The sequence below is a fragment of the Ruegeria sp. CDSA079 genome (genome assembly GCF_059612245.1).
In genome coordinates, this window is sequence record NZ_JBXWQF010000003.1 from 226,974 (window position 1) to 250,259 (window position 23,286).

Below are 23,286 nucleotides of genomic sequence, written 5' to 3' on the forward strand. Positions count from 1 at the left end.
GCGGGTTGGGTGAAAGTGGAAGGCAGATTTCCCAACCGATACCTGCCTTCCATGTGAACCGGGGGACCGGTTCAGAGCCCCTTCTGCAGTGGGGCCCGTCCCGAGGGGCGGCATGGCGTCCGCCCCTCGGAAAGTTGTCATCAGGCGATGTCGCGCGGCGCGAAGGACATCGTGCGGAACGAAGTCTTGTAGGGGCTCGGCCCAAGCTTGCGAACCTTGGCAACGCCCATCTTGTAGTTGTAGTTGCCACTGATCCAGTCGACGATCCGGCCCTCAAGCGCGTTGGCGGGCTGCTGCATGTGCAGGAAGTCCATGTAAACCACGCTTTTCTTGATGGCAGGCGTAACCATCGCCACGGCGGTGATCGCCGCTTTGGTCAGCTCGATATGCCCGTTCTCCATTAGTTTCGAGAACTGGAAGTCATCACCTTCCACACCCAGCAGCGTGTGTTTGTTGCCCGGAACGCGTTCCGAATAGACCATCACATAGTCGCCGCTTTCGATGCCGCGTTCGGCCGCATCGTCGGGGTGAATTTCGACCCAATTTTCCGGCCAGCGCTGCACGATATATGGGCGGCGACGATCGTCGAAACCGGACTGCCAGCGTTCGTTGATCCGTCCAGATGTGGCCCAAAGCTCGCCTTCGTCCTTGTTCGGGCTGAGCCATTCCCAATAGTCCGAGAACAGACCCCAAGGCGATTTCTGGATGTTACACTTGCCGGTCTGGCTGTTGAAATGCGTCAGCTTCTTGTTGAACACATCCGCGCCAGCAGCACCAGTATCGGGCAGTTTGCGGGTTGTGTCGTGCAAGCGCTTGGTCTCAATCAGCGTGACTCCGTCAGCATCCAGCATGACCGGGCACTGCACACCGTCGGTGCCGAATTCACGGACCTTGGCATGCAGGGTTTTGCCTTCGGCCTTGGCCAGACGATGGACCGCGTGGAAATCCTTGCGCGACCCGCGGGTAAAGCGCACGGCCTCCTCCGCGACCTCATTCGAGTTCTGCCAATCGAACCCGTCAAAGCCCATCCGCGTGGCGAGTTGGGCGATGATCCACCAATCCGGTTTCGCCGAACCGGGCGCATCATAGAACTTCTGGTACAGGCGCAGGCGGCGTTCACCGTTGGCCCGCAGGAAGTCCTCTTCGCCCCAGGTTGCGGCTGGGAACACAATGTCGGCGTAACGGTTGCCGATCGGGTCTTGCAGGTAGATGTCCTGATTGATCACCACCATGCCGCCGCTGTCGGCGCGGGCCTTTAGCGTGTCGATCATCTCTTGTTTGTCGAAAGAGGCGATCTGGTGCGGGTTGCGGACGGTCAGTTCCTCAAACTTGTCGGCCAACTGCTGCGATCCACACATGGACTGAATCCAGGTGGTGCCGATCACGTGGGCCATACGGGTATGTCCCGCGATCAGATACCGGTCGGTATCCATGGCGCGACGACGGCGACCCGGCAGCTTCTCGGGCGATTTGTTGCGCGGGTATTTCCCGCCCTTGACGCCGCCCCGTTGGTGGCCACCGGCCCGGCCAATGACCTGGCCCGGACGCCCACCACAGCCGCAGATGATACCCAAAGCCGAGATCGCCTGCGTGTTACCGGTGTTGTTGGACCAATAAAACCCTTTTTCGATCATGATCGAAGTTTTCGGGCGCGTGCCGTCATCCTTGGGTTTGGCAAGCCATTCAGCAGCCGTATAGATCTTCTGCACGTCGATCTCGGCTGTGGCCGCAGCAGCCTCAGGCGCGAATTCGTCCTGCGCCAGCAGCCACTCTTTCCAGTCCTCGAAACCCTTGGTCTGGAACTTGCCCCAGGTCGTGCGCCACTGCCATGGCGTATTCCGGGTGCCCTGGCCAAAGCCAGAAGAGCTTTCCCACTTGTTGTTGACCCACTTCTTGATCCAGTCGCTGTCTTCCCAGCCATTTTCCACAATGACGCGGGCAATGGCGTTAACGACCAGAAGGTCAGTACCGGGCAAAACGTCGATATGCAGACCACCCATCTTTTCCGCATGGGCCACACCGGCAGAGCGGCGCGGGATCAGATAGATTTCCTTCTGACCGTTCTGCATCCCCTTCATCATCCACTGGGTATAGAGGATGGTCTTGGTCTCATATGGGTCGGTGCCGCAAACCAGAAGGGTTTCCGCGTCACGCCAGTCCTCATAGGAGGGGCCGAAATTATCAAAGCCCGCATCCCGGAAACCGGGGGTCGAGGTCACATCGGACGGTGTGTCGTGGAAGGTGAAGTTGGCGGTGTTGATATGGCGCAGCGCGTATTTCGAGATCGCATAGGTGTTCTCGATATACTGATAGCTAAAGGTCTTTACGCCATAGGCATTGGTGCCATGTTTGGCGATGACATGGTTGCCCACCTCAGCCGCCACATCCAGCGCCAGATCCCACGGAACCGGCATCAAGGTGCCATAAATCCGCATCAGCGGCGTTTTCAGACGGTCGCGTGTGGGCGTCTGCGGGTTATAGCATTTCTGCGCGATACACCCGCCCCGCAAGGAGCTGTCGCCGTCGGTGTTGACAGTTTTGTTGTCCTTGTCGGGGATAATCACGACGTGGTGCGGCTGGCCTTTGTGCAGCACGATATTGTGCTGGTTCGGGGCCACCCATGCGCCCAGCGGTGCGACAGGGAAATCCTCGCCAAAGGCGTTTTCATCCGCGCCGGGCCCACCGGATTTGGCCGTCACGGGCCAGCGGTAGACTTTGTAACCACAGGCCACGATGCAATAGTCGCAGGCGGTCGAGATGACCTCGGCGCCCTTGGGCGGCAGCGGGACGTTGGTTTCGGGTACGTAATACGGGGTTGCCATGATTCCGTTTCCCTTTATGCAATGAGGTTGTCGTAGCGGCCGTAGATCAGGCCAAACATGCCGACGGCGTAGATATCGTCACCATCGAGTTCCAGAAGGACTTGCGGCAGCGACTGATACGCCTGACCGGAGACCAGAATGCCGTGCCGAGTCACGTCGTAGGTCGACAGGTGCAGCGGGCATGGGCCCAGCACCTTATGTTCCCCCTTGTACGTGTCGTAAAGCGATCCGCCCTGATGCGTACACGTCAGGTTGAACGCCACCACGTCCTTTTGCGGGCCGATGCCACCCCCACTTTCCACGCCGGTCTTGACCAGAATCGAGTCCGAATAATCGCCCTCATCTGGGTAGTAGAATTCGACCGGAACATCCTGTTCCAACTCAGAGAGTTTGCCGATCAGTTTGCGCGGATAGGTGGACACAAGGGCAGGAACCTGTTCGGCCTGACCGTGGCGGGTGGGCATGGCCACCATCACGGCAAAGGTTGTGGCGCCCGAGGCGAACAGGAATTGGCGGCGGTTCACGGTGCAGGCTTTCTTGGCTTCACCCGAACAACTGCATCCGGTTGCGTTATGATCAGTCATGACGCTTACTCCTCTGCTGCAACCGCGGGAAGCGGCTGATAATCCGGCAGGTCGGGTTCTTCGATCAGAAGTTCCTCGCCGGACAGGGATTTCAGGAAGGCCACCAGATCCGTCTTTTCTTGATCATTCAGACCAAGGGGTTGGATCAGCTGGGATTTATTCGCTGAGAATTCGTTCTCGCCGCCGCCTTGGTTGTAGAATTCGACCACATCCTCAAGCGTCTCCAGCATGCCGTTGTGCATGTAGGGTTCGGTATAAAGGGTGTAGCGCAGGCTTGGCGTGCGGAACTTGCCCTTGTCGGCCTTTTCCTTGGTGCGGAAATAGAAACCGGGGTCGTCCTTGGTGTGGCGATACATCTCTTCGGTCGAGCCTTTGGCATAAAGTTCGTACCGGAAGGTAACTTGCGCCAGACCATCATCCTGCCAACCGTCATAGGCGGGCACGCCGGTGTTGTAGTATTTCTCATCCGACAGCAACGCACCGTTGTGGCATTCGGAACACTGCGCCTTGCCGGTGAACAACTCCAGCCCGCGTTTCTGTTCCTCGGTCAGTGCCGCATCGTCCCCGCGCAGATAGTTGTCGAAGGGCGTGTCGGTCTGAACGATGGTCCGTTCAAACGCTGCAATAGCCCGCCATGCGTTGCCGATGCGCGGCCAATGATCCCCAAAGACGTCGTTGAACCGTTCGACATATTCGGGAACGAAGGCCAGACGGGCTTCCATCATGTCGGCCTCGCCGTTCCCGGCAACTGCACCGCCCGCAGCGGATTTGGCCTGGCTTTCAAGGCTCTTGGATGAGCCCGCCCAGAACAGTTTGCCGTAATAGGCTGAATTCACGATGGTCTGGCTGTTGCGCCAGTGGGTCGTACCGGGATAGCCGAACGAGATCGGGGCCTCGACGTCCCAGCCGACATCCGGCAGGTGGCAGGCGGAACAAGGCGTCGATGGGTTGCCACCCAGACGCGGATCGAAGAACAGCATCTTGCCAAGCTCAATCTTGGCTTCGGTTTGCGGGTTGTCCAGCGGAATTGGAGGCTCGCCCAGAGCCACCAGTGGCGCATCAGGATCGGGATCTGACCCGCCGATACCGGCCTCAATCTCCATACTGGTTTCCGCAGCGGCCTGCGAGCCAAGAACGGCAAACAGGGCAGCGGTGGCGATTGTGCCTTTGAGATAAGACGAAAGGTCTTTCATGGGTCCACTCCTCAGTTTGTCGCGTCTTGCCAGTTTTCGATCGGCTCGTAGAAGGTATCGACCTCCTCGGCGACGAATTCGGGGCCGTTCAGCGGATCGCCGGACAGCGCCTTAAGGAAAGCCACCAATTGCGCTTGCTCGGTCTCGTTCAGGTTCAGCGGCTTGATGCGCGGATCCTTGTTTTCATCGTCACCACCACCGGCATTGTAGAAGGCCACCACATCTTCAAGCGCTTCCAGCGTACCGTTGTGCATATACGGCGCAGTAAAGGTCAGCTCGCGCAACGTAGGGGTCATGAACGTTCCGAACGTATCGGCGGTGTGGTTGCGGATATACGCCCCGGGATCGGCGCGTAGGTTCATGTAGTTTTCGACACCGAGAAATTTCATCATGGTCACGAAGGTGATGTGACGTTCCGGGGTCGCCCAGATTTCGGGGTTGTCGCCGACACCGATATTATGCGGCAAGTCATCCGTGAACCGCTCACCCGAGTGGCAGGAATTACACCCGCTGGCATTGAATAGCTCATAGCCCGCTTTGGCCTCATCCGACATCTCGCCAGTGTCGAAGGGTGCTCCGCGCGAGATCAGCGTTTTCAGATATTCCGGGATCGCGTTTCGCACGCCGCCGTTCGAGGGCTCGCCGAATCCGGCGGCTTCGAACATCTCGACATAGACCGGGTCCTGCTTGATACGTTCCTGCATCAGGCGCATGTCCATGTTCATGGAATACGTCTCGGTGATGCTTTCGCGTGTAACATCGTTGAGGTTGGTGCCAATGCGCCCGTCATGAAACCACGCCGCACGCTTGGCGCTGTTGATCAGCGTGGGCACGTTGCGGAAATGCAAGCTACCGGCATAGGCGTCCGACAAGGCCTGTCCATCAGTAAAGCCGTTTTCCGGCTGGTGGCAACTGGCGCAGGACAACTCGGTGTCGCCGGACAGTCGCGGATCAAAAAACAAACGTTTGCCAAGGGCCGCCTTGGCGGGATCGAACTCTATCGCTTCTACCGGTCCCGGCTCTTCCGCCTGGGCCTGGTGAACCGGGAACGCAGCGCCCATCGTCAGCAGCGAAACTGTCGATAGCGCCGAGAACCATGTTCTGGCTTTGGTCATCATCTAAAAGCCCCTTTTCGCTAATCCGATCTCTCCGGGTGACCGTGGATCGGTATGGCGAATCCTATAGGGCAGTTGTTTCGTGAGGATTTGACCAGTGTTAAGTTTTAAGAAGAGATGTTAAATTATGTTACAAGCTCAGGTCATCTGAGACCGTATGATCCGGGCAAGTGACTGAACCTCCAACGGTTTTTGAACCATGATGGGAGAAGGTCCGGTCACTGGCACCTCGGCGTCGTCGAAATAGCTGCTGATCAGAATTACGGGCAAATCCGACCGGATCGAACGCACAGACTCGATCAGGTCCGTGCCCCGCAAACCGGGCATCATCAGGTCGCTGATCAGGATGTCAAAGCTTTCGGGGCTTTCACAAAACGCCTCGCGCGCTTTCAGCGGATTGGAATACGCCTCGACCCTGTAACCGTATCGCGTCAGCAGCCGCCGGGTCACGTAAAGGATGTTCTCGTCATCATCCACCAAAAGGACATGTTCGTCCCCGGCCACAGCCTCGACCTCGGCCTGATCTTCCGGGCTGAGTGCGGGCATCAGCGGATAGAACAGGCTGAAACAGGTGCCCTGACCCGGTTCCGATTGCAGCGCGACACGGCCATGACATTCCTCGACGCTGTTATGCACGATGGTCAGACCCAAACCGGTGCCTTTGCCAACAGGTTTGGTTGAAAAGAAGGGTTGGAACACCTGCTGACGCAGGTCCTGGGCAATACCGGGGCCAGTATCACTGACGTCCAGACGGATCACGCCGATGGCCCCGTCCGGCAAATCGTCAAGTGCGTCCTTGTCGGCCAAGCCGATACGCAACACAACCTCACCCGGCTGATCGCCCATGGCTTCAAACGCGTTGTGACACAGATTCAAGAGGGTCTGAAAGAACAGCGTGCCGTCAAAGTCGGAAAAGGCTGTTTCGACCTCTCTATCAAAACGCGTCTGGACGCTGGGCGGGGCAGATACCCGGATCAGATCCAACGCTTCCTGCGTGGCTTTGACCATGTCGCCACGACGCGGGTTGCGTGGCCTTTGACGCGCGAAGGTCAGCATCTTGCGCACCAAAGCTTGCGCGCGGCGGGCCGCGATACGGATATGATTGACCGAGGTCTGGATGTCATCGTTCCCGTCCGCATCCAGCTCGATCAAGTCGGCATTGCCGATGATGCTCATCAATACGTTATTAAAGTCGTGCGCGACCGAGCCTGCCAGAATCCCCACAGCTTCCATTTTTTGCACTTGGGCAAATTGCTCATGTGTGCGCCGGGTTTCGGTGATATCTTCGCCGATCCCAATGTAATGCGTGACCTCGCCGTACTGATCCACCAGCGGGAAAATCGCAGTTGAAACCCAATAATGGCTGCCGTCTTTGCTGAGATTCCGAAACACGCCGTACCAGTTCTGCCCAAGTTGCAATTTCTGCCTTATATCAGCGTAAACCCCCTGCCCCGAATGCCCCGATTGCAGCATTCTGGGGGTGTGCCCATAGACCTCTTCCGCCTCATATCCGCTGAGATCAAAGAACTTGCGATTGGCGTATTCTATTTTCAGTTCGGTGTCCGTGATGATGATCGAGGCTGGGCTTTGTTCGACGGCCCGCGCAAGTTTGCGCTCGGCCAGTTCCACCTGCTCGCGCAGTTCCAACTCAGCCTTCAAGCGACGATTGGAACCCAAAATGTTTGAAATCAGCAACGTGGTCAGGATCGCAATCACGCCAACCACGAAAATCAAGCCAACCAGCAAAACCGAGAAGCGGCGCACCAGCTGTTCCCCTTCCGAAAACGCCTGAACCATGTCCGACAAGCTTTGATCCCGCTCGGTAATCCAAAGCGTCTCGAGCGTGGAAAGCGCCGCAAGTGCGTCGCTGTCATCCACCCGCACCAGCGCATCAATCTCTTCCGCGCGCAGACCTGCTGCTATGCCCGCTTCGATCCTGGGGATATTGCCGATGTATTCCCGCGCCACCCGCTCGATCCGCTGCAATGCATCCAGTTCCGTCAGCGACGGCGCGGCGTTCCGGTAGGTTTCGATCGTTGTCAGAAGGTTCTGCGACTGGGTTTTTAAGGTCGGCGAGTATTCTGCGTCATGCCTCAGGACGTAGTTCTTGAAGTTGTGGATCAAACCGCCATAGCCGAAATATCCCCGGATTTCAGATATCCAGTAGCCGCGCGGGGTGGTCTCGACCGAATAGCCCTGCCAGACCTTTCGCATTTCTCCGATCCGGTCCGTGGTTTCCCGCGACATGTACAGGAATACCGACAGGATGAAGACCAGCGCGATACCCATAGCGAATGCTACACCAAGCGGCGCAGCCATTGATTTCTCGGAAGGGGTGCCCTCTGCCGTCGCGGGATGGCTTTGCCTGAAGACCATGATACCTCCGACCTGATCCTTGCCGTGTGGCTTTACCTTTGGTACCCGCTCATGGCGTATATTGCGAAGAGACTATGGCGCGGCAAATCGCGCCGAAGTCGGATTGCGGATCTCCTCAGACGATCCGGGTCGAATGCCAGACGTTTTTGACGGTCATGTAATTCTCAAGCCCTTCGGTGCCGCCCTCACGACCCGACCCGCTGGATTTCACGCCCCCGAAAGGCGTTTCCGGCATCGATGCTTCAAGCGTGTTGACAGACAGATTGCCTACTTCAACCTCATCGACCAAACGGTCGATGTAATCCGCCCTATTGGTAAATGCATATCCTGCCAATCCGTAAGGGACGGAATTTGCCTGATCGATTGCCTCGTCCAACGAGGCAACGGGGTTGATGACGGCAACGGGGCCAAATGGTTCTTCCTGCATGATCCGCGCGGTCTGAGGAACGTTCAACAAGACTGTCGGCTGATAGAAATAGCCCCGGTTGCCCAGGGGCGCGCCTCCCGTAGCGACAATCGCCCCTTTGGCCCGTGCATCCTCGACCAGTTCGGTCAGGGCAGGCACCCGGCGATCATTGGCCAGCGGGCCCATCTCGACCTCAGAATCCAAGCCGTTGCCGACAACTGTGGCCGCTGCCCGTTGCACAAAGTCTTTGGCGTAGGACTCAAAGATGCTCTGGTGCACAAAGAAGCGGGTTGGCGATGTGCACACCTGCCCGGCATTGCGCATCTTGCGCATGGCGCCAGAAATTGCCGCCGCCTGAACATCCGTATCTTCACAGACAATGACCGGAGCGTGCCCACCCAGTTCCATCAACACACGCGTGTCATGCTGGGCCGCAAGTTTGGTTAGATGCCGCCCAACATTTGTCGACCCGGTAAAGGCCACCAGACGCACGGGGTCTTGCGGGATCAGATACCCGGAAATTTCGGCTGGCTCCCCAAATACCAAATTCAGGACACCCGGCGGCAATCCCGCATCTTCGAACGCTTTTGCAATGTGCATTGCCCCAGCTGGAGTTTCCTCTGCGGCCTTAAGGATCACCGAACAACCCGAAGCCAATGCACCGGCGATTTTCCGTGCCGGTTGGCTCATGGGGAAGTTCCACGGCGAAAATGCGGCGACAACTCCGATAGGCTGGTGATGTACCGCGAATTTGTGACCCTGAGCAGCCGGGATGATCCGTCCATAGGTCCGCATGGCCTCACCCGCATCCCATTCAAAAAACTCAGCCCCGCGGATCACTTCAAGGCGGGCTTGCTTCAAGGGTTTGCCATGTTCAAGGGTCATCGAATGCGCAATCTGGTCTATGCGTTCCCGCATCAAGGCTGCAGCGCGCAGGATCGTATCCGCGCGTTCACGCGGAGAGGTACGGCTCCAGACGCGGAAACCTTTGACAGCGGCTTCCAGCGCATCGTCCAGGTCTTTGATCGATGCACAGGGCAACCGCCCAAGCTCTTCTTCAGTTGCCGGGTTGATCACCGGGATATCGCGGTCGGTCTTTCGCCACGTGCCATCTATGAACAATTTGAGCTCTGGATACATGAAGCTGACACCTCTTCTTGCCTTGTTTTCAAATCGCGCGACGCCTCGTATTACATCAAGTGAATTGAACAAATACGGGTATCACTTTGGCGAATAGCTGGCCTGTTTATCCTGCGCCGCCTTGTGCAATGCCGTCTTGAAAGCCCGCCCGGCAGGCGACAGATCATCGTCAGCGCGGAAAGACACCCCGATCGGTCCCTGACCAAAGGGAACGCTCCAATTGACTTGGACAAGGTGCCCGTGCTGGATGTCCTGCGAAACGACCTCGGCAGGCATAAGGCCAATCAGGTCACGCGATTGCAGCAACGCGCGGTTCGTCAGATAAGACACAGACTCGATCATGACCGGCGGCACATATTGCTGCTGGCCAACAAAGAAATGATCGACCTGACGCCGCAACGTGGTCTCTTGCGGAGGAAGAATCCAGCCAAAGGGTTTGGTTTGGGCAAACGTCACGTCCTGGCGACTGGCCAGCGGGTGTTGAGGGCCAACAACGGCTAATATCTGATCCTCGAACAGTTTTTCCTGACGGATCTTGTCGCGGTGCCGATGCGAGGGCAGACGGCCCACAACCATGTCGATCTCTCCTGACAGCAGCCGAGGCATCAGCACTTCATTGGTGCCTTCGCTGATCTTGACCGCCACATTTGGGCGGTCTTCCAACAGCAGTTCAATGGCTGCAGGCAGAAGGCTGGTCGACGCCGCAAGCAATGTACCCACCACGACGCGACCCGAGTTACCCTCGTTCAGGTCGTCCAGTTCCTGAGCCGCGTTCGACACCTGCGCAAAGATCAGTTTGCCATGACGGATGAGGGTCTCGCCAAAAATGGTTGGTACGACTCCGCGATTGGTGCGCGTGAACAGTTTAACTTCGAAGTCCAGCTCAAGATCCTGAATCATCTTGGTGGCAGCGGGTTGAGAGACACCCAACTCGCGCGCGGCATTCTGGATGTTTCCATGCACGCCCACGGCAACCAGCAGACGCAGTTGGCGCAGTTTCAGGCGCGTCAAGGCACGATCAACGATGCGAGAGTGACGCCCAACCATGGCTAAAGCACAATCGGTTTGCAAAGCTGGTCCAGTTTGGACAGAACGCTCATGGCGGCCAATGCCGAGCTGCGCGGATTGTCGGGCAGGGCTGTGCCGCTGATCCGAAACTGAAAAGTTCCAAAATCGCCTTCGGCCTCGACCTCGTGAATGTTCTTGTGAATCGTCGGGTCGGCGATCAGACGAACCTGAGTGTCGTCAAACCCCACACCCGCCAAAGCGACAGCGGCCGCAACGTTGGCGTTCTTTGGGTAAGCCAGCGCCGCCTCTCGGGCAGAACCCTGGAAATGGGTTTCAGCGTCACTAATCTTGTCGAGATCCAGACTGTGTTCGGCAAGCGATCCCTTCCACCCCGCAGGTGGTTTGCGCCCCACGTAGGTAACGGACTTGAGCGGGCCGACTGCAGCAGCGCTCAAGCAATCCAACCCGCCGATGGCACCGCTTGCCAGATGCAAACGTCCCCCACCCTGTCGCGCTGCGCTTTCCAACCGATCCGCTATTTTCTGGTCCGCCAGCGCGCCGACTGAAACGCTGATGATGTCCATACCATTTGCCAGTATGTCCGGCCCCAGACCGGCCAAAGCCTCGTGCCCTGCGCAATCAAGAACCATGTCGATCCCGTTCGGCAGGTCGTCAATTGAACCGACTGACAGGGGCACTTTGGAAGCGACGCGGTGCGGCCTGACCACAATGGCCGCCAATTCATGCCCATGTTCTGGCAGTGCGCGCTGCACATATTGCGCAATTGCGCCGGTTCCAATGACTGCGATTTTCATGCCTGAACCCTAGACCAGCGTTGAAAAAACCTGAATTGATAAGTTGATGGTATAATTTTTTCAGATAGCCATTTCCCTGAAATCGCGCTGGATCGACCGTCTCAATGTGCTTTTCATTGGATCAGAGCCACAGGGACCGCGCAAAAAATGAAATACACAAAAGACGACGCAAAAAATTATGCCCGCGAAAACATGACGGGGATCTGGGCCGCAGCGTTGAATCCGTTCAACGAAGATCTGTCGCTGGATAAGACCGGGCTGCGCGCCAACATCCGCCATTGGATCGACGATCTGGGCATTCAGGGCCTGTTCGTCGCCGGCAAACAGGGCGAGTTCTTTTCGATGAGCATTGAGGAGCGCAAGCGGAATTTCGAAATTGCCGTCGACGAATGCGCGGGCAAGGCCGGGGTGATTGTCTCGGTCTCGGATCAGAACATGAATACGGCGTTGGAGCTGGCGCATCATGCCCAGAATTGCGGTGCGGATTACATCGTGGTCCATGCACCGGTTCTTAGCTTCGTGCAGGATCGAGGCGAGGTTCTATACCAATACTACAAGCGGTTCTGCGATGAGCTAGACATTGGCATCGCCATGTGGAGCCATCCTGACAGCGGCTATCTGATGCAGCCCGAAGAATGCGCGCGCATTGCGGAATTGCCGAATATCGTTGCAATCAAATATTCGGTCCCACGCGAGATGTATGTGAAGCTGACCCACATGGTAGGCGACAAGATTCATGTCTCAACCTCGGCCGAGTTTGAATGGCTGGATAATATCCTGGAACTCGACTGGAAGCTCTATCTTTGCTCCTCTCCACCATATCAATTGCAAAGCAAGGTCGATCAGCGGATGAACGAATACACGCGCCTAGCGTTTGCCGGAAAGGCGGATGAGGCGCGACGTGTGTTTGACAGCCTCAATCCTGTCCGGGATGCCATGAAACGCGCGCGTCCAGCGGGTAAGCCTACGGCCTTTGGAAAGTACTGGCAGGAATTGCTGGGTCAGGTTGGTGGCCATGTGCGCCCGCCGATGCTGGAACTGTCTGAAGCCGAAAAAACGATCATTCACAAAGCGTTCGACGAATGCGGCCTGCGCGTCTGAAATGGCTGCGCGTAGAGCTTTATAAAGAAATCTGATAGCTAGATGCTGATAATTTCTTTGCTGTTATGGAAAAACGCGCCAAACTTTCGGCGGTAGGGAGTGGGACATGTCAAAACTGAAAGCATTCAACTTCAAGGCCTGGATCGACGAACACCGCCATCTGCTCAAGCCGCCAGTAGGCAATCGTCAGGTCTGGGAAGATGCCGATCTGATGGTCACGGTTGTTGGCGGGCCGAACAAGCGAACCGATTATCATGACGACCCTGTGGAAGAATTTTTCTATCAGCTAGAAGGCGACATGGTGCTGAAAATCTTTGACGGAGAGGAGTTCTACGACGTTCCAATCCGCGAAGGTGAGGTGTTCCTGCTGCCACCGCATGTCCGCCATTCGCCGCAACGCCCACAGGAAGGCTCGATTGGGCTTGTGATCGAACCCAAACGCCAGACGGGCGAGTTGGACGCCATCGAATGGTACTGTTTCGAATGCGGATCACTGGTGCATCGTGCGGAAATGCAGCTAAAGTCCATCGTTGATGACCTGCCTCCGGTTTATCAGAAGTTCTATGCCTCGGAAAAAGACCGCACCTGCCCAAACTGTCAGGCGATGCATCCAGGCAAAGAACCGCCCGAGGGCTGGGTTAAACTGTAAAACAAGATCAAACAGGGGAAGTCATGAAACACTTTGTAAAATTCGCCGCCTCTGCGGCTGTTCTGGCAATGTCATCCGTGGCAGTTCAGGCTGAAGAGTTCCGGTTAGGCCTGATCACGCCACCGCCGCATATCTGGACCAAAGCCGCCGAGTCGTTTGGGGCTGAGCTGAACGAGGCCAGTGGTGGCGCGCATTTAGTTTCGGTTTTCCCGGCGCGTCAGCTGGGGAACGAAGCAGAGATGCTGCAGCAATTGCAGACGGGTGCTTTGGACATGGCCTTCATGACGGTGGCCGAAGTGTCGAACCGTGCGCCTGAGCTGGGGGCGTTTTATGCACCCTATCTGGCGGATGACATTGGGCACGCGGGGCGCATCCTGCGGTCTGACACCGCCAAATCCATGCTGGAGCCATTACCAGGGCAAGTTGGCATTGTGGGTCTGGGCTATGGGATGGCCGGGTTGCGCCAGATCGTCAGTCGGGGAGATGTTTCATCCGCAGAAGATCTGTCTGGCCTGAAGCTTCGGATCACGCCCTTCACGCCGATCCTCGATTTCTACAATGCGGTTGGGGCAGCACCTACACCGATGCCCTTGCCTGCGGTCTATGATGCGCTGGCTAATGGTCAGGTTGATGCAATCGATATGGATGCCGAGCTGATCTGGGTGCTTAAATATTACGAGCACGCCGACACAATCGTGCAGTCGGATCACATGATGTTCCCGATGGTCGGGCTGGTTTCGGCAAAAGTCTGGGCTGGCTTGTCGGAAGAAGACCGGGCGATGATTGCTGAACTGATGGCCAAGCATGTCGACAGCACCATCGACGCGTATGTTGAAAACGATGCCAAATGGTTGGAACTGATCGAGGGCACGGGAAAAGCTTACAAGAAGGTCGATGCCTCGTTCTTTGGCGACGCGATTGAAGAGTGGAACGGGATCTGGTCCGAGAAGACCTCTTCCCTTGACGCTTTGCGGCAGACTGCGGCAGAAACAAAATAACGAAAACGGCATGACGAAAAGGGCGCAGGTCGATCCTGCGCCCTTTCTCACGGGAGAACAGCGATGTTGTATCGGCTGTCGGCTGGCTTGGCGCGGGTCGAATTGTGGTGCGCCGCCTTTCTGGCGGTCTGCATAACGGCTTTAATTTTGCTGAATGTCGTGACGCGTACGGCGGGAAATGCTCTGTTCTGGGTCGATGAGCTGGCGATTTATGCCATGGTCTGGATGACTTTCCTCGGGGCGTCCGCTGCTTTGCATCATCGCAGTTCGGTTTCGATCTCTATTCTCTCCGACAATGTGCCGGATCGCGCGAAACGACTAATCCGCAAGATTGTGGACACCCTCGTGTTTGCCTTTTCCCTGGCGATGCTGTGGTTCTGCTGGCGTTGGTTCCTGCCGCTGGAAATCGCCCGTAGCGGTTTTGACACTTTGGCCTTTCAGGGTAAGACATTTAACTTCATCTATGCTGAGCCGACACTAACCCTAGGCCTGCAAAAATACCTGTTCTGGCTTGTCATGTGGTTGTTTGCACTTGGTGCAACTTTGCATTCCACGATGCACCTGCTGAGCGCCCCGGCGAAGGGGTCGCAGCCATGAGTCCTATCGTCTTTCTGGCTACTCTGTTTCTGTCTGTACCGGTGGCAATCGTGCTGGCCATCACAGCCATCTGGTACATCTGGGAAAGCGGCAACACGGTTCTTTATGACAGCTACGCACAGAAAATGTTCGGTGGGTTGGAAAACTACGGGCTTCTGGCAATCCCCTTGTTCATGCTGACCGGAGAGTTGATGAATGAAGGCGGTATGACCCGACGCCTTGTCGCGCTGGCGCGCGTGTTCGTTGGCGGGTTTCGCGGTGGGCTGGCCTATATCAACCTGCTGGCCAACATGTTCATGGCGGCGATCATCGGCTCTGCGACTGCGCAAATCGCGGTGATGTCGCGCGCCATGGTCCCGGCGATGGATGAAGAAGGCTATGACAAAGGCTTCGCCGCCGCGACCACCGCCGCTGGTGGCTTATTGGCCCCGGTTATTCCGCCCTCAATGATGTTTGTGATCTTTGGGGTTCTGGCCCAGATTCCCATCGGCGACATGTTCATTGCCGGTATTTTGCCGGGCCTGCTTCTGGCTGGCGCTTTTGCTTTGGTCATTACCCTGATCGGGTGGCAGCGGCAGTTCCCCAAAGGCCGCTGGATGACGCGGGCCGAGGCTATTCGGTCCCTGATCAGCGCAGTTCCTGCCCTGTTGATCCCCCTTTCGATCATTGGTGGCATCCTGTTCGGGATCGCCACTCCAACCGAGTCCGCCGCGATTGCGTCCTTAATCGCCTTTCTTGTGGGCTGGCTGGTCTATGGCGATCTGAAACCGCAAAACCTGGCCGAGATGTTCAAACGCACCGCTGCAAATGCCTCGATGATCCTGTTCATGATCGCGGCAGCCAGTGTATTTGGCTGGGTTATCATCTACGAAGAGATACCGCAGCATCTGGCCGGGCTGATCACATCTGTTACCTCGAACCCCTTTGTGTTTCTGCTGATCGTGAACCTGGCGCTCTTGCTCGTGGGAATGGTAATTGATGGCATTGCAGCGATTATCCTGATCACACCCATCCTGCTGCCCATTGCAACCGGGTCCTACGACATCAGCCCGTATCAATTCGGAATCGTAGCCTGCCTGAACCTTGTGCTTGGCCTGCTGACACCTCCTGTCGGGATCGGTCTGTACATCGCCTCATCCATGAGCGGCACCACGCCAGGCGCAATCCTCAAATCGCTCTGGCCTTTCCTGGTCGCGGTGGCTTTGGTTCTGCTTCTGCTCAGTTATTTCCCCAGCCTGTCGACGCTGCTGATCTGAGGGTGATCCCATAGGGCTTACCACCCACCCTCATGGCGGAGGAAAACTTGCGCTAAACTTCCAAGCGATTGACCTCTAGACTGATCCAATCACCACCCTTATCGGACGCAAGGTAGAACATGCTGCTGGACACACCAATCTGCGAATTTGGCTGGAAGGCCCCGGACTTCACACTGAAGGATCCCAACGGTCAACCTTTCACCATGTCCGATCATCTGCAAAACGGGCTGCTGATCGCCTTTATTTGCAACCATTGCCCGTATGTCAAAACCCTTGCAGATCGGCTGGCGCGGGACACGGATCTGTTGAGGTCAAAGGGCATTGGCGTCTTGGCGGTGATGTCGAACGATTATCGAGACTACGCAGAAGATGCACCGCCCAGAATCTTGGAGTTCGCGCGAATGAACGGGTTCAACTTTCCCTATCTTGTCGACGAGGATCAATCCGTTGGGCAGGCATATAACGCGGTCTGTACACCCGACTTCTTTGGTCTGAATGCAGACGGGTTGCTGCAATACCGTGGACGCCTGGACAATCTGCGCCGTGGCGAATCCGGCGAGCGTGAGCCGGAACTTGTCAACGCGATGCTTCGGATCGCTGAAACCGGGCAAGGCCCCCAAGATCAAACACCCTCGATGGGATGCTCTATCAAGTGGACCAGAGGGAGTTTGTAGGACCCGAGCGATAGACGTGGAACGTTGTTTTGTCCCAATGCACTCTTGACCCACCCTGCCCTGTCGTTCTTGATAAGATCAAACGTCCTTGGCGGCGCAAAGGCCGAACTTGAGGATCAAACAAAAAGCGGAGAGCATGGCATCACAACACCGATGTCACGTGCGGGGTCAAATGGCAGATATTGCAGACTGGCTGAGCAAGCATGGCTTATCCAAATATGCTGACGCCTTTTCCCAGCATGAAGTCGAGTTGGGTGATCTTGCCGAACTGAACGATGATGACCTTGTCACCATTGGGTTGCCTTTGGGACCCAGACGGCGTTTCCTGAAGGCCATCCGCGAAGGTGCAAAGGGGCGTTCAGGTCCAGAACCCAATATTGTTGCCGAACGCAGGCAACTGACGGTGATGTTCATTGATCTTGTGGGGTCTACTCCGCTGTCGCAACAACTTGACCCCGAAGATCTTGCCGAGGTTCTGAGGCTGTTCAAGGAAACTTGCGCCGCAGCCGTCGCCGCATATGACGGACACATCGCCAGTTATTATGGCGACGGCATCATGGTGTTCTTTGGGTTTCCGCACGCGCATGAGGATGATCCTCAACGCGCGATACACGCGGGTCTTCGGATTATTCGCGATATCCCCAACTTGCGCACGCATGCCCAGCTTCAGGTGCGTATCGGCATTGCAACCGGCCTGGTCGTCGTTGGCGACCTGCGGGGTGAAAAGATGTTCGAGGATGGCACAGCGATGGGCGAAACCCCAAACCTCGCCGCGCGGCTGCAATCCATGGCCGATCCGGGCACGCTGATCGTTGCGCCGACGACCCACGAACTTGCGGGCGATACGTTTGAATACATTCGCCGCGGGACATTTCAGCTGAAAGGTTTCGCCAAGGAAGTTGAAGCCTGGCAAGTCACTGGCACGCGCCAAACCCTCAGCCGGTTCATAGCCTCGGATGACACCGCGATGAGCTCGCTTGTCGGCCGAACACTGGAATACAAAACGCTGCACAGCAAATGGGATCTGGCCCAACAAGGACATGGTCAGGTGGCGCTGGTGTCAGGCGAAGCAGGGATCGGAAAATCCCGCCTGATCGAAGAGCTGCACCGAACGATCCCAGACGCATCCTATCAACACGTCCGATTTCAATGCTCACCCTACCACGATGCAAGTGCACTATACCCCGTCATTCGCCAGCTTGAAACCGCAGCAGGGTTAAGAGCTGACGACAGCGCGGCACAGAAATTGGACAAAATAAAGCACGCTTTGGGCACGCCGTCTGACATCACGCTAAAACTGGCTGCATCGCTTCTGTCTGTTCCTTTCGAGGATCAGTTGGGTCCGCTGGATCTGACGCCTGAACAGGTGATGAAACAGACGCTGGACATGTTGGCAGATAATCTGATTGCAACAGCCGGGAAGAGTCCGGTGCTGGTGCTGTTTGAAGATGCACATTGGATCGACCCGACAACAAAAACGCTGCTCGATCTCTTTGTAAAACGCATCGGGGATGCGCCGGTGCTGATGGTGATGAGCTATCGCACGGGCTTTGATCCGGGCTGGACATTCACCTCAAATCTCACCCATGTCGATTTGAAGCAGTTGGGCATTGAACAGATCAAGGAAATCGTGGACGACGTCGCCAATGGCAGACCCGTTCCGAAGGCGGCTTATGATCTGATCACAGCCCGTTCAAACGGGGTTCCTCTTTTCGTCGAAGAAGTCACCAAGGACCTTCTGGAGACCGACTTTCTGATTGATGGCGCGGAAACCTTCTCGGCTGACAGTGCGTCGGTATCATCTTCCGTTCCCAAATCCCTTCATGACGCCTTGATGGCCCGTTTGGACCGACTGAGTTCGGCCAAGGAAGTGGCACAGATCGGGGCAGTTATCGGTCCACACTTCTCGTACCCTCTGATCGCGCGGGTCTCGGGTTTGAACGAAGGGGCCTTGCGGGCGGGGCTGGAATTGCTGGTGGATGCAGGTATCGTGAACAGCTCGGACGCAGATCCGGAGGAGACCTTCACTTATCGTCACGCCCTCATTCGCGAAACTGCGTATAACAGCCTTCTGAAACGCGAACGGCGGGGGCTGCATGCCCGTGTGGCCGAGGCATTGGAAGAGACTGAGCATCACGATGCGGCGGTCGGCCCTGAGATTTTCGCCCACCACTACACGATGGCGGACATGCCGGAACAGGCGATCGATTACTGGTATCTGGCTGGCCAACGCTCGGCTGAACGTTCGGCGGCGGTCGAAGCGGTGACACAATTGGGCCGGGCCATTACCTTGCTCGAAAAGGTGGACAAATCCGTTGACCGGGATCGAAACGAAACCCGGATTCAAGTTCTTCGGGCGGGTGTTCTTCGCTCGACCGCAGGCATTGCAGCGGATGAAACAGGAGCGGCTTACGCGCGAATTCGCGACCTGTGCAACCGGCTGGGCGAAACCGAACAACTGTTCCCGGTTCTGAATGGGCTGTACGCGTATCATCTGGTGCGGGGTGAATACAATCTGGCCAAAGCCACGGCGGCACAATTGCTGGACCTGGCAAAACTTGATGAGGAAACGCATCACACCATGATCGCCCACCGGGCCATGGGCGCAGTTTTACTGCATATCGGGCATCTGGAACCAGCTTGTGATCACCTGAAACAGGCGCTGAGCTTGTATGACCCGGAACAGCACAGCCGCCTGGCTTACGTTTATGGTACTGATCATGCCGCCATTACATCTTGTTTTCTGAGCGTCGCGACCTGGCTGCGCGGCGAGCCAGACCGCGCCCTTGATATCCAGCTTCAGGCCGTGTCAGCAGCTCAGGATTTGAAACATGCACACAGTCTGGCGCAGTCATTGACTTATCTATGTATGCTTCACCTTCTGCGGCGCGATCCTGAACAAGTTTGTGACGCGGTCTCGCGCCTTGAATCTCTGGCCATCAAACATGCATTCCCGTTCATGTCATTGACGGCCAATGTCTGGCGCAGCTGGGCGGATGCTCAGATTACACCCAACCTTCGGACGATGCACGCGATGCACAATGCGGCACAAGCTTGGTGGTCCAGTGGGGCAGGTAACTACAAGCCTTTGTTCCTGACAGTTCTGGCCGAAGTCGCACTTAAGGCAAACGAAACGCGCACAGCGCAACAGTTTCTGGACGAGGCGCGAACTCAGCAGCATCTGACCAATGAAGGCTGGGCGCAAGCCGAAACAGACCGGATCGAGGCCACTTTGCAGGCCACAGATCGCCCCGCCGACCTCTTGTTCGAACGCGCTATTCGAACCGCGCGCAGACAGCAGGCTCGAATGTTCGAACTGCGTACCGCCATCGCGTATCAGCGGACCTGCGAACGCCTCAATTGTGTGCCAAAGACGTCACCGGACATAAGGGGCATTCTGGGCGCAATATCCGGCAGCCCGCAAAACTGCGATATCGCGGAGGCTTTGGCGGCAGTTGATCAAGCGAAGACGCAGTAGGACTTCACGGCCGGCCCGGAGCATACCATAGGTGCTACTGTCGATAGGTTGAACCCGACTGTCGTTTCTTTAATACGTCAGGGCGAAAGCAACTCGTCCTGGTACCCAAATAGCGCCGGTTGACCCCCAGTGTGCAGCAGAATCACTTTCTGCCCCTGCTGCAGAACACCTTGTTCCAGCAAACCCAAAAGCCCCGCGAAGGTTTTGGCTGAATAGACCGGGTCCAAAAAGATACCCTCGGAACGAGCCATCAGGGTCAGAGCATTGCGCGTGGCAGGACCGATCTGTCCGTATCCCGGAGCCAACGCCCCGTCCCATGTCTGAATGTCATCCATGACCAAAAAGGGATCGAAGCCCAGCATATCCGCCAGACGCCCCAGAACCTTTTGCATCCGTACATGTTGCTGGTGCTGATCGCGGCGAACGCAGATACCATAGACAGGGGCCGATTGCCCGGCAAGCCGCAGCCCTGCCAAGAATCCGCCATGGGTGGAACCGCTGCCGGATGGCACCACAGCCGCTTCAAAATCACTGATCTGGGTCATTAGTTCCGCTGCAGCAGCAACATATCCCAATGCGCCAAGCGGAGGATGATCGATGCCAAGATGAATAACGTAGGGCTTTCGGCCTTCGGCCTTCAGCTGATCGGCCCTTTCATGCAGGGCATTGTCTGCGCCGGTCTCATCTTCGCCGGTGGGGTAGTGTAAATGTTCGGCCCCCAGAAGACCGGCCAGCAAGACATTTCCCGATCGGTAATAATCTGCACCCATGCCCGGTACGCGCTCTTCCAGCTGAAGGACGGCGTCCATGCCAAGTTTTGCAGCCGCCGCGGCAGCCGAGCGTACGAAATTCGACTGCACCGCCCCGGTGATCAGGATTGTATCTGCTTTCTGTTGCTGGGCCTCACCCAAATAGAACTCCAGCTGGCGGGTTTTATTGCCACCAAAGCTCAGCCCGGTCAGGTCGTCCCGTTTGATCCACAGATCCAGCCCTAACTGATCCGACAACCGATCAAGCCGCTCGGTCGGCGTCGCGGACGTCATCAATGTGGCGCGGGCAAAGCCCGAGAGCATACCTTCAATCGTCATTATTGTGATCCGTTTTGTCGTCTGTGCACAACCAGCGAAAGATGTCCTTTGGCGCACGATAGACAGGAAGCGAACCAAGCGAAAGAACGCAGAACAGGGTCAGCGCACAGTCGCAGTTAATTTACCGCGCTCGGGTTCGAAAAGCATTGCACTTGAAAAAAACGCACCTATCGATGCGCCCCGCCGGTCGCAGCCTACCCGGCTAACAAAACAAGGACTGACAACATGAAAACTGCTTTGGTCTGCTCCGGCGGGCTGGATTCGGTGTCTTTGGCCTATGTACTGGCGGCTGAAGGCAACCTGTCTCGACTGATCTCATTCGACTATGGCCAACGCCACACCAAGGAACTGGGTTTTGCCGCCCAATGTGCCGAAAGGCTGGGCGTACCACATCATGTGATTGATTTGCGTTCGGTTGGTGCGTCGCTGACCGGATCTGCCCTGACCGACGATTTGGACGTGCCGGACGGGCATTATGAAGAAGAGACCATGAAGGTCACAGTCGTCCCAAATCGCAACGCCATCATGCTGACCATTGCCTATGGCATCGCGGCGGCAAATGGCGACGCGGCGGTGGCCACCGCCGTGCATGGGGGCGATCACTTTATCTACCCCGATTGTCGCCCCGGCTTCACTGACGCCTTTGACGCCATGCAGCGTGCGGCTCTGGACGGATATGCGGATATCGCGCTGCATGTTCCCTTCGTCCATCGATCCAAATCCGAAATCGTTGCCGAAGGGGCACGGGTGAACACGCCCTTTGCTGAAACATGGTCCTGCTACAAGGGCGGTGATCGGCATTGCGGGCGCTGCGGCACCTGTGTCGAACGGCGCGAGGCATTTGAACTGGCCGGTGTCGAAGACCCCAGTGTGTACGAGGACCCCGAATTTTGGCGTCAGGCAATGGAAAGGGAGCGGGCCTGATGTACCGGATCACCAAGGAATTCCACTTTTCGGCCTCGCACCAGTTGACCCACCTGCCAAACGATCACCAATGCGCAAGGATGCACGGGCACAATTATATCGTCGTGGTCGAGCTCGCCTCGGCCCACCTGAACAGCGATGGATTTGTGCGGGATTATCACGAATTGAAACCGCTCAAAACCTATATCGACGACAGGTTCGACCATCAGCATCTGAACGATGTGCTGGACTGCGCGACCACCGCCGAGAACATGGCGCGCCATTTATATGACTGGTGCGCCGCACTCTGGCCCGAAACAGCCGCGGTCAAAGTGTCCGAGACGCCCAAGACGTGGGCCGAGTACCGGCCATGACCCTGCGCATCGCTGAAATTTTCGGCCCAACCATTCAGGGCGAGGGCGCACTGATCGGCCAGCCCACCGTTTTCGTACGTACAGGCGGATGCGATTTTCGCTGCGCGTGGTGTGACAGCCTGCACGCCGTCGACACCGCCTATCGCCACGATTGGAAGGCGATGGAGACCGAGGCCGTTTGGTCCGAGGTACAGCGACTTTCTGGCGGGCAACCCCTGACCGTGTCGCTGTCCGGCGGCAACCCAGCCATTCAGGACTTCGCCCCGTTGATCCAGCTCGGAACGCGGGCAGGCTATCGCTTTGCCTGCGAGACCCAAGGGTCCGTTGCCAAACCCTGGTTTGCCGACCTGTCGATGCTGGTACTCAGCCCCAAACCTCCCAGCAGCGGTGAGGTTATGGATTGGGACGCCTTCGACGCGTGCCTTGCAGTACGGCCCGCGCAGACAGCACTAAAAATCGTCATCTTCAATGACACCGATTTCCAATGGGCAAAGGACGTGGTGGCCCGCTATCCGGACCTGCCGCTTTATCTGCAACCAGGCAACCCGGAAACCGACCCCGATCTGCCCGTCGATCTCACCCAAGCCACCGAGCGGCTGGAATGGCTGATCGACAAAACTCTTGGCTTAGGGTGGTTCGCCCCCCGTATCCTGCCTCAGCTCCACGTGCTGGTCTGGGGCAACAAACGCGGCGTCTGACCAAAAGGAGA

The 23,286-nt window shown here is 57.0% G+C and carries 19 protein-coding genes; 10 read left to right on the forward strand and 9 right to left on the reverse strand.

Going from position 1 to position 23,286, the window contains the following annotated elements:
• Positions 1 to 140: 140 nt before the first annotated feature.
• The 8 genes from AC2FJZ_RS04855 to AC2FJZ_RS04890 all read right to left on the reverse strand — a co-directional run bounded on the left by AC2FJZ_RS04855 (position 141) and on the right by AC2FJZ_RS04890 (position 11,459).
• A complete protein-coding gene (locus AC2FJZ_RS04855) occupies positions 141 to 2,822 on the reverse strand; it encodes an arsenate reductase (azurin) large subunit (protein WP_496668248.1) in 2,682 nt (893 codons plus the stop codon).
• A gap of 14 nt (positions 2,823 to 2,836) precedes the next feature.
• Positions 2,837 to 3,406: an arsenate reductase (azurin) small subunit gene (locus tag AC2FJZ_RS04860; RefSeq protein WP_298850044.1), complete on the reverse strand. Its 570-nt coding sequence runs from the start codon at positions 3,404 to 3,406 to the stop codon at positions 2,837 to 2,839.
• A gap of 5 nt (positions 3,407 to 3,411) precedes the next feature.
• The gene (locus AC2FJZ_RS04865) at positions 3,412 to 4,599 is read right to left on the reverse strand and encodes a cytochrome-c peroxidase (RefSeq protein WP_496668252.1); all 1,188 of its coding nucleotides are present in this window, start codon (positions 4,597 to 4,599) and stop codon (positions 3,412 to 3,414) included.
• Positions 4,600 to 4,610: 11 nt separating this feature from the next.
• Entirely contained in the window at positions 4,611 to 5,717 is a 1,107-nt protein-coding gene (locus AC2FJZ_RS04870) for a cytochrome-c peroxidase (protein WP_496668254.1), read from the reverse strand.
• Between the two features lie 135 nt (positions 5,718 to 5,852).
• Positions 5,853 to 8,090, reverse strand: a complete 2,238-nt coding sequence (locus tag AC2FJZ_RS04875) for a hybrid sensor histidine kinase/response regulator (RefSeq protein ID WP_496776262.1) — start codon at positions 8,088 to 8,090, stop codon at positions 5,853 to 5,855.
• 115 nt (positions 8,091 to 8,205) lie between these two features.
• Positions 8,206 to 9,636: an NAD-dependent succinate-semialdehyde dehydrogenase gene (locus AC2FJZ_RS04880; protein ID WP_496776263.1), complete on the reverse strand. Its 1,431-nt coding sequence runs from the start codon at positions 9,634 to 9,636 to the stop codon at positions 8,206 to 8,208.
• 81 nt (positions 9,637 to 9,717) lie between these two features.
• Positions 9,718 to 10,647, reverse strand: coding sequence for a LysR substrate-binding domain-containing protein (locus AC2FJZ_RS04885; protein WP_496776264.1), 930 nt, complete (start codon positions 10,645 to 10,647; stop codon positions 9,718 to 9,720).
• A 38-nt stretch (positions 10,648 to 10,685) separates the two neighbouring features.
• On the reverse strand, positions 10,686 to 11,459 hold the full coding sequence (locus tag AC2FJZ_RS04890; protein ID WP_496776265.1) for an aspartate dehydrogenase: 774 nt from the start codon (positions 11,457 to 11,459) through the stop codon (positions 10,686 to 10,688).
• 147 nt (positions 11,460 to 11,606) lie between these two features.
• Between AC2FJZ_RS04890 and AC2FJZ_RS04895 the strand changes: the two genes are divergently transcribed.
• From AC2FJZ_RS04895 to AC2FJZ_RS04925, 7 genes are all read left to right on the forward strand, one after another.
• Positions 11,607 to 12,560 carry a dihydrodipicolinate synthase family protein gene (locus AC2FJZ_RS04895; RefSeq protein WP_496668264.1) on the forward strand — a complete coding sequence of 318 codons (954 nt, stop codon included), beginning with the start codon at positions 11,607 to 11,609 and terminating at the stop codon, positions 12,558 to 12,560.
• A gap of 106 nt (positions 12,561 to 12,666) precedes the next feature.
• Positions 12,667 to 13,209, forward strand: coding sequence for a 3-hydroxyanthranilate 3,4-dioxygenase (locus AC2FJZ_RS04900; RefSeq protein ID WP_050603752.1), 543 nt, complete (start codon positions 12,667 to 12,669; stop codon positions 13,207 to 13,209).
• Between the two features lie 23 nt (positions 13,210 to 13,232).
• Complete coding sequence (locus tag AC2FJZ_RS04905; RefSeq protein WP_496776266.1) at positions 13,233 to 14,207, forward strand: TRAP transporter substrate-binding protein; 975 nt, start codon at positions 13,233 to 13,235, stop codon at positions 14,205 to 14,207.
• 63 nt (positions 14,208 to 14,270) lie between these two features.
• Positions 14,271 to 14,804 carry a TRAP transporter small permease gene (locus AC2FJZ_RS04910; RefSeq protein WP_496668268.1) on the forward strand — a complete coding sequence of 178 codons (534 nt, stop codon included), beginning with the start codon at positions 14,271 to 14,273 and terminating at the stop codon, positions 14,802 to 14,804.
• Positions 14,801 to 16,060, forward strand: coding sequence for a TRAP transporter large permease (locus AC2FJZ_RS04915; RefSeq protein ID WP_050603749.1), 1,260 nt, complete (start codon positions 14,801 to 14,803; stop codon positions 16,058 to 16,060). Before AC2FJZ_RS04910 ends, AC2FJZ_RS04915 begins: the two co-directional genes overlap by 4 nt.
• 119 nt (positions 16,061 to 16,179) lie before the next feature.
• Positions 16,180 to 16,734, forward strand: a complete 555-nt coding sequence (locus AC2FJZ_RS04920; protein ID WP_496776267.1) for a thioredoxin family protein — start codon at positions 16,180 to 16,182, stop codon at positions 16,732 to 16,734.
• A gap of 172 nt (positions 16,735 to 16,906) precedes the next feature.
• Complete coding sequence (locus tag AC2FJZ_RS04925; RefSeq protein WP_496776268.1) at positions 16,907 to 20,212, forward strand: ATP-binding protein; 3,306 nt, start codon at positions 16,907 to 16,909, stop codon at positions 20,210 to 20,212.
• A gap of 77 nt (positions 20,213 to 20,289) precedes the next feature.
• On the opposite strand, the gene AC2FJZ_RS04930 is transcribed toward AC2FJZ_RS04925, so the two are convergent.
• The gene (locus AC2FJZ_RS04930; RefSeq protein WP_496776269.1) at positions 20,290 to 21,300 is read right to left on the reverse strand and encodes a D-cysteine desulfhydrase family protein; all 1,011 of its coding nucleotides are present in this window, start codon (positions 21,298 to 21,300) and stop codon (positions 20,290 to 20,292) included.
• A gap of 225 nt (positions 21,301 to 21,525) precedes the next feature.
• Here AC2FJZ_RS04930 and queC point away from each other — a divergent pair, with 225 nt between their 5' ends.
• Genes queC through queE form a run of 3 tightly spaced genes read left to right on the forward strand, consistent with a single transcriptional unit; the run spans position 21,526 to position 23,275 of the window.
• Positions 21,526 to 22,224 (forward strand): 7-cyano-7-deazaguanine synthase QueC, encoded by a 699-nt coding sequence (gene queC, locus AC2FJZ_RS04935; protein ID WP_496776270.1) that lies wholly within the window; start codon positions 21,526 to 21,528, stop codon positions 22,222 to 22,224.
• Positions 22,224 to 22,577, forward strand: a complete 354-nt coding sequence (queD, locus tag AC2FJZ_RS04940) for a 6-carboxytetrahydropterin synthase QueD (protein ID WP_496776271.1) — start codon at positions 22,224 to 22,226, stop codon at positions 22,575 to 22,577. Before queC ends, queD begins: the two co-directional genes overlap by 1 nt.
• Positions 22,574 to 23,275, forward strand: a complete 702-nt coding sequence (gene queE / locus AC2FJZ_RS04945; protein WP_496668278.1) for a 7-carboxy-7-deazaguanine synthase QueE — start codon at positions 22,574 to 22,576, stop codon at positions 23,273 to 23,275. Before queD ends, queE begins: the two co-directional genes overlap by 4 nt.
• Positions 23,276 to 23,286: the final 11 nt, after the last annotated feature.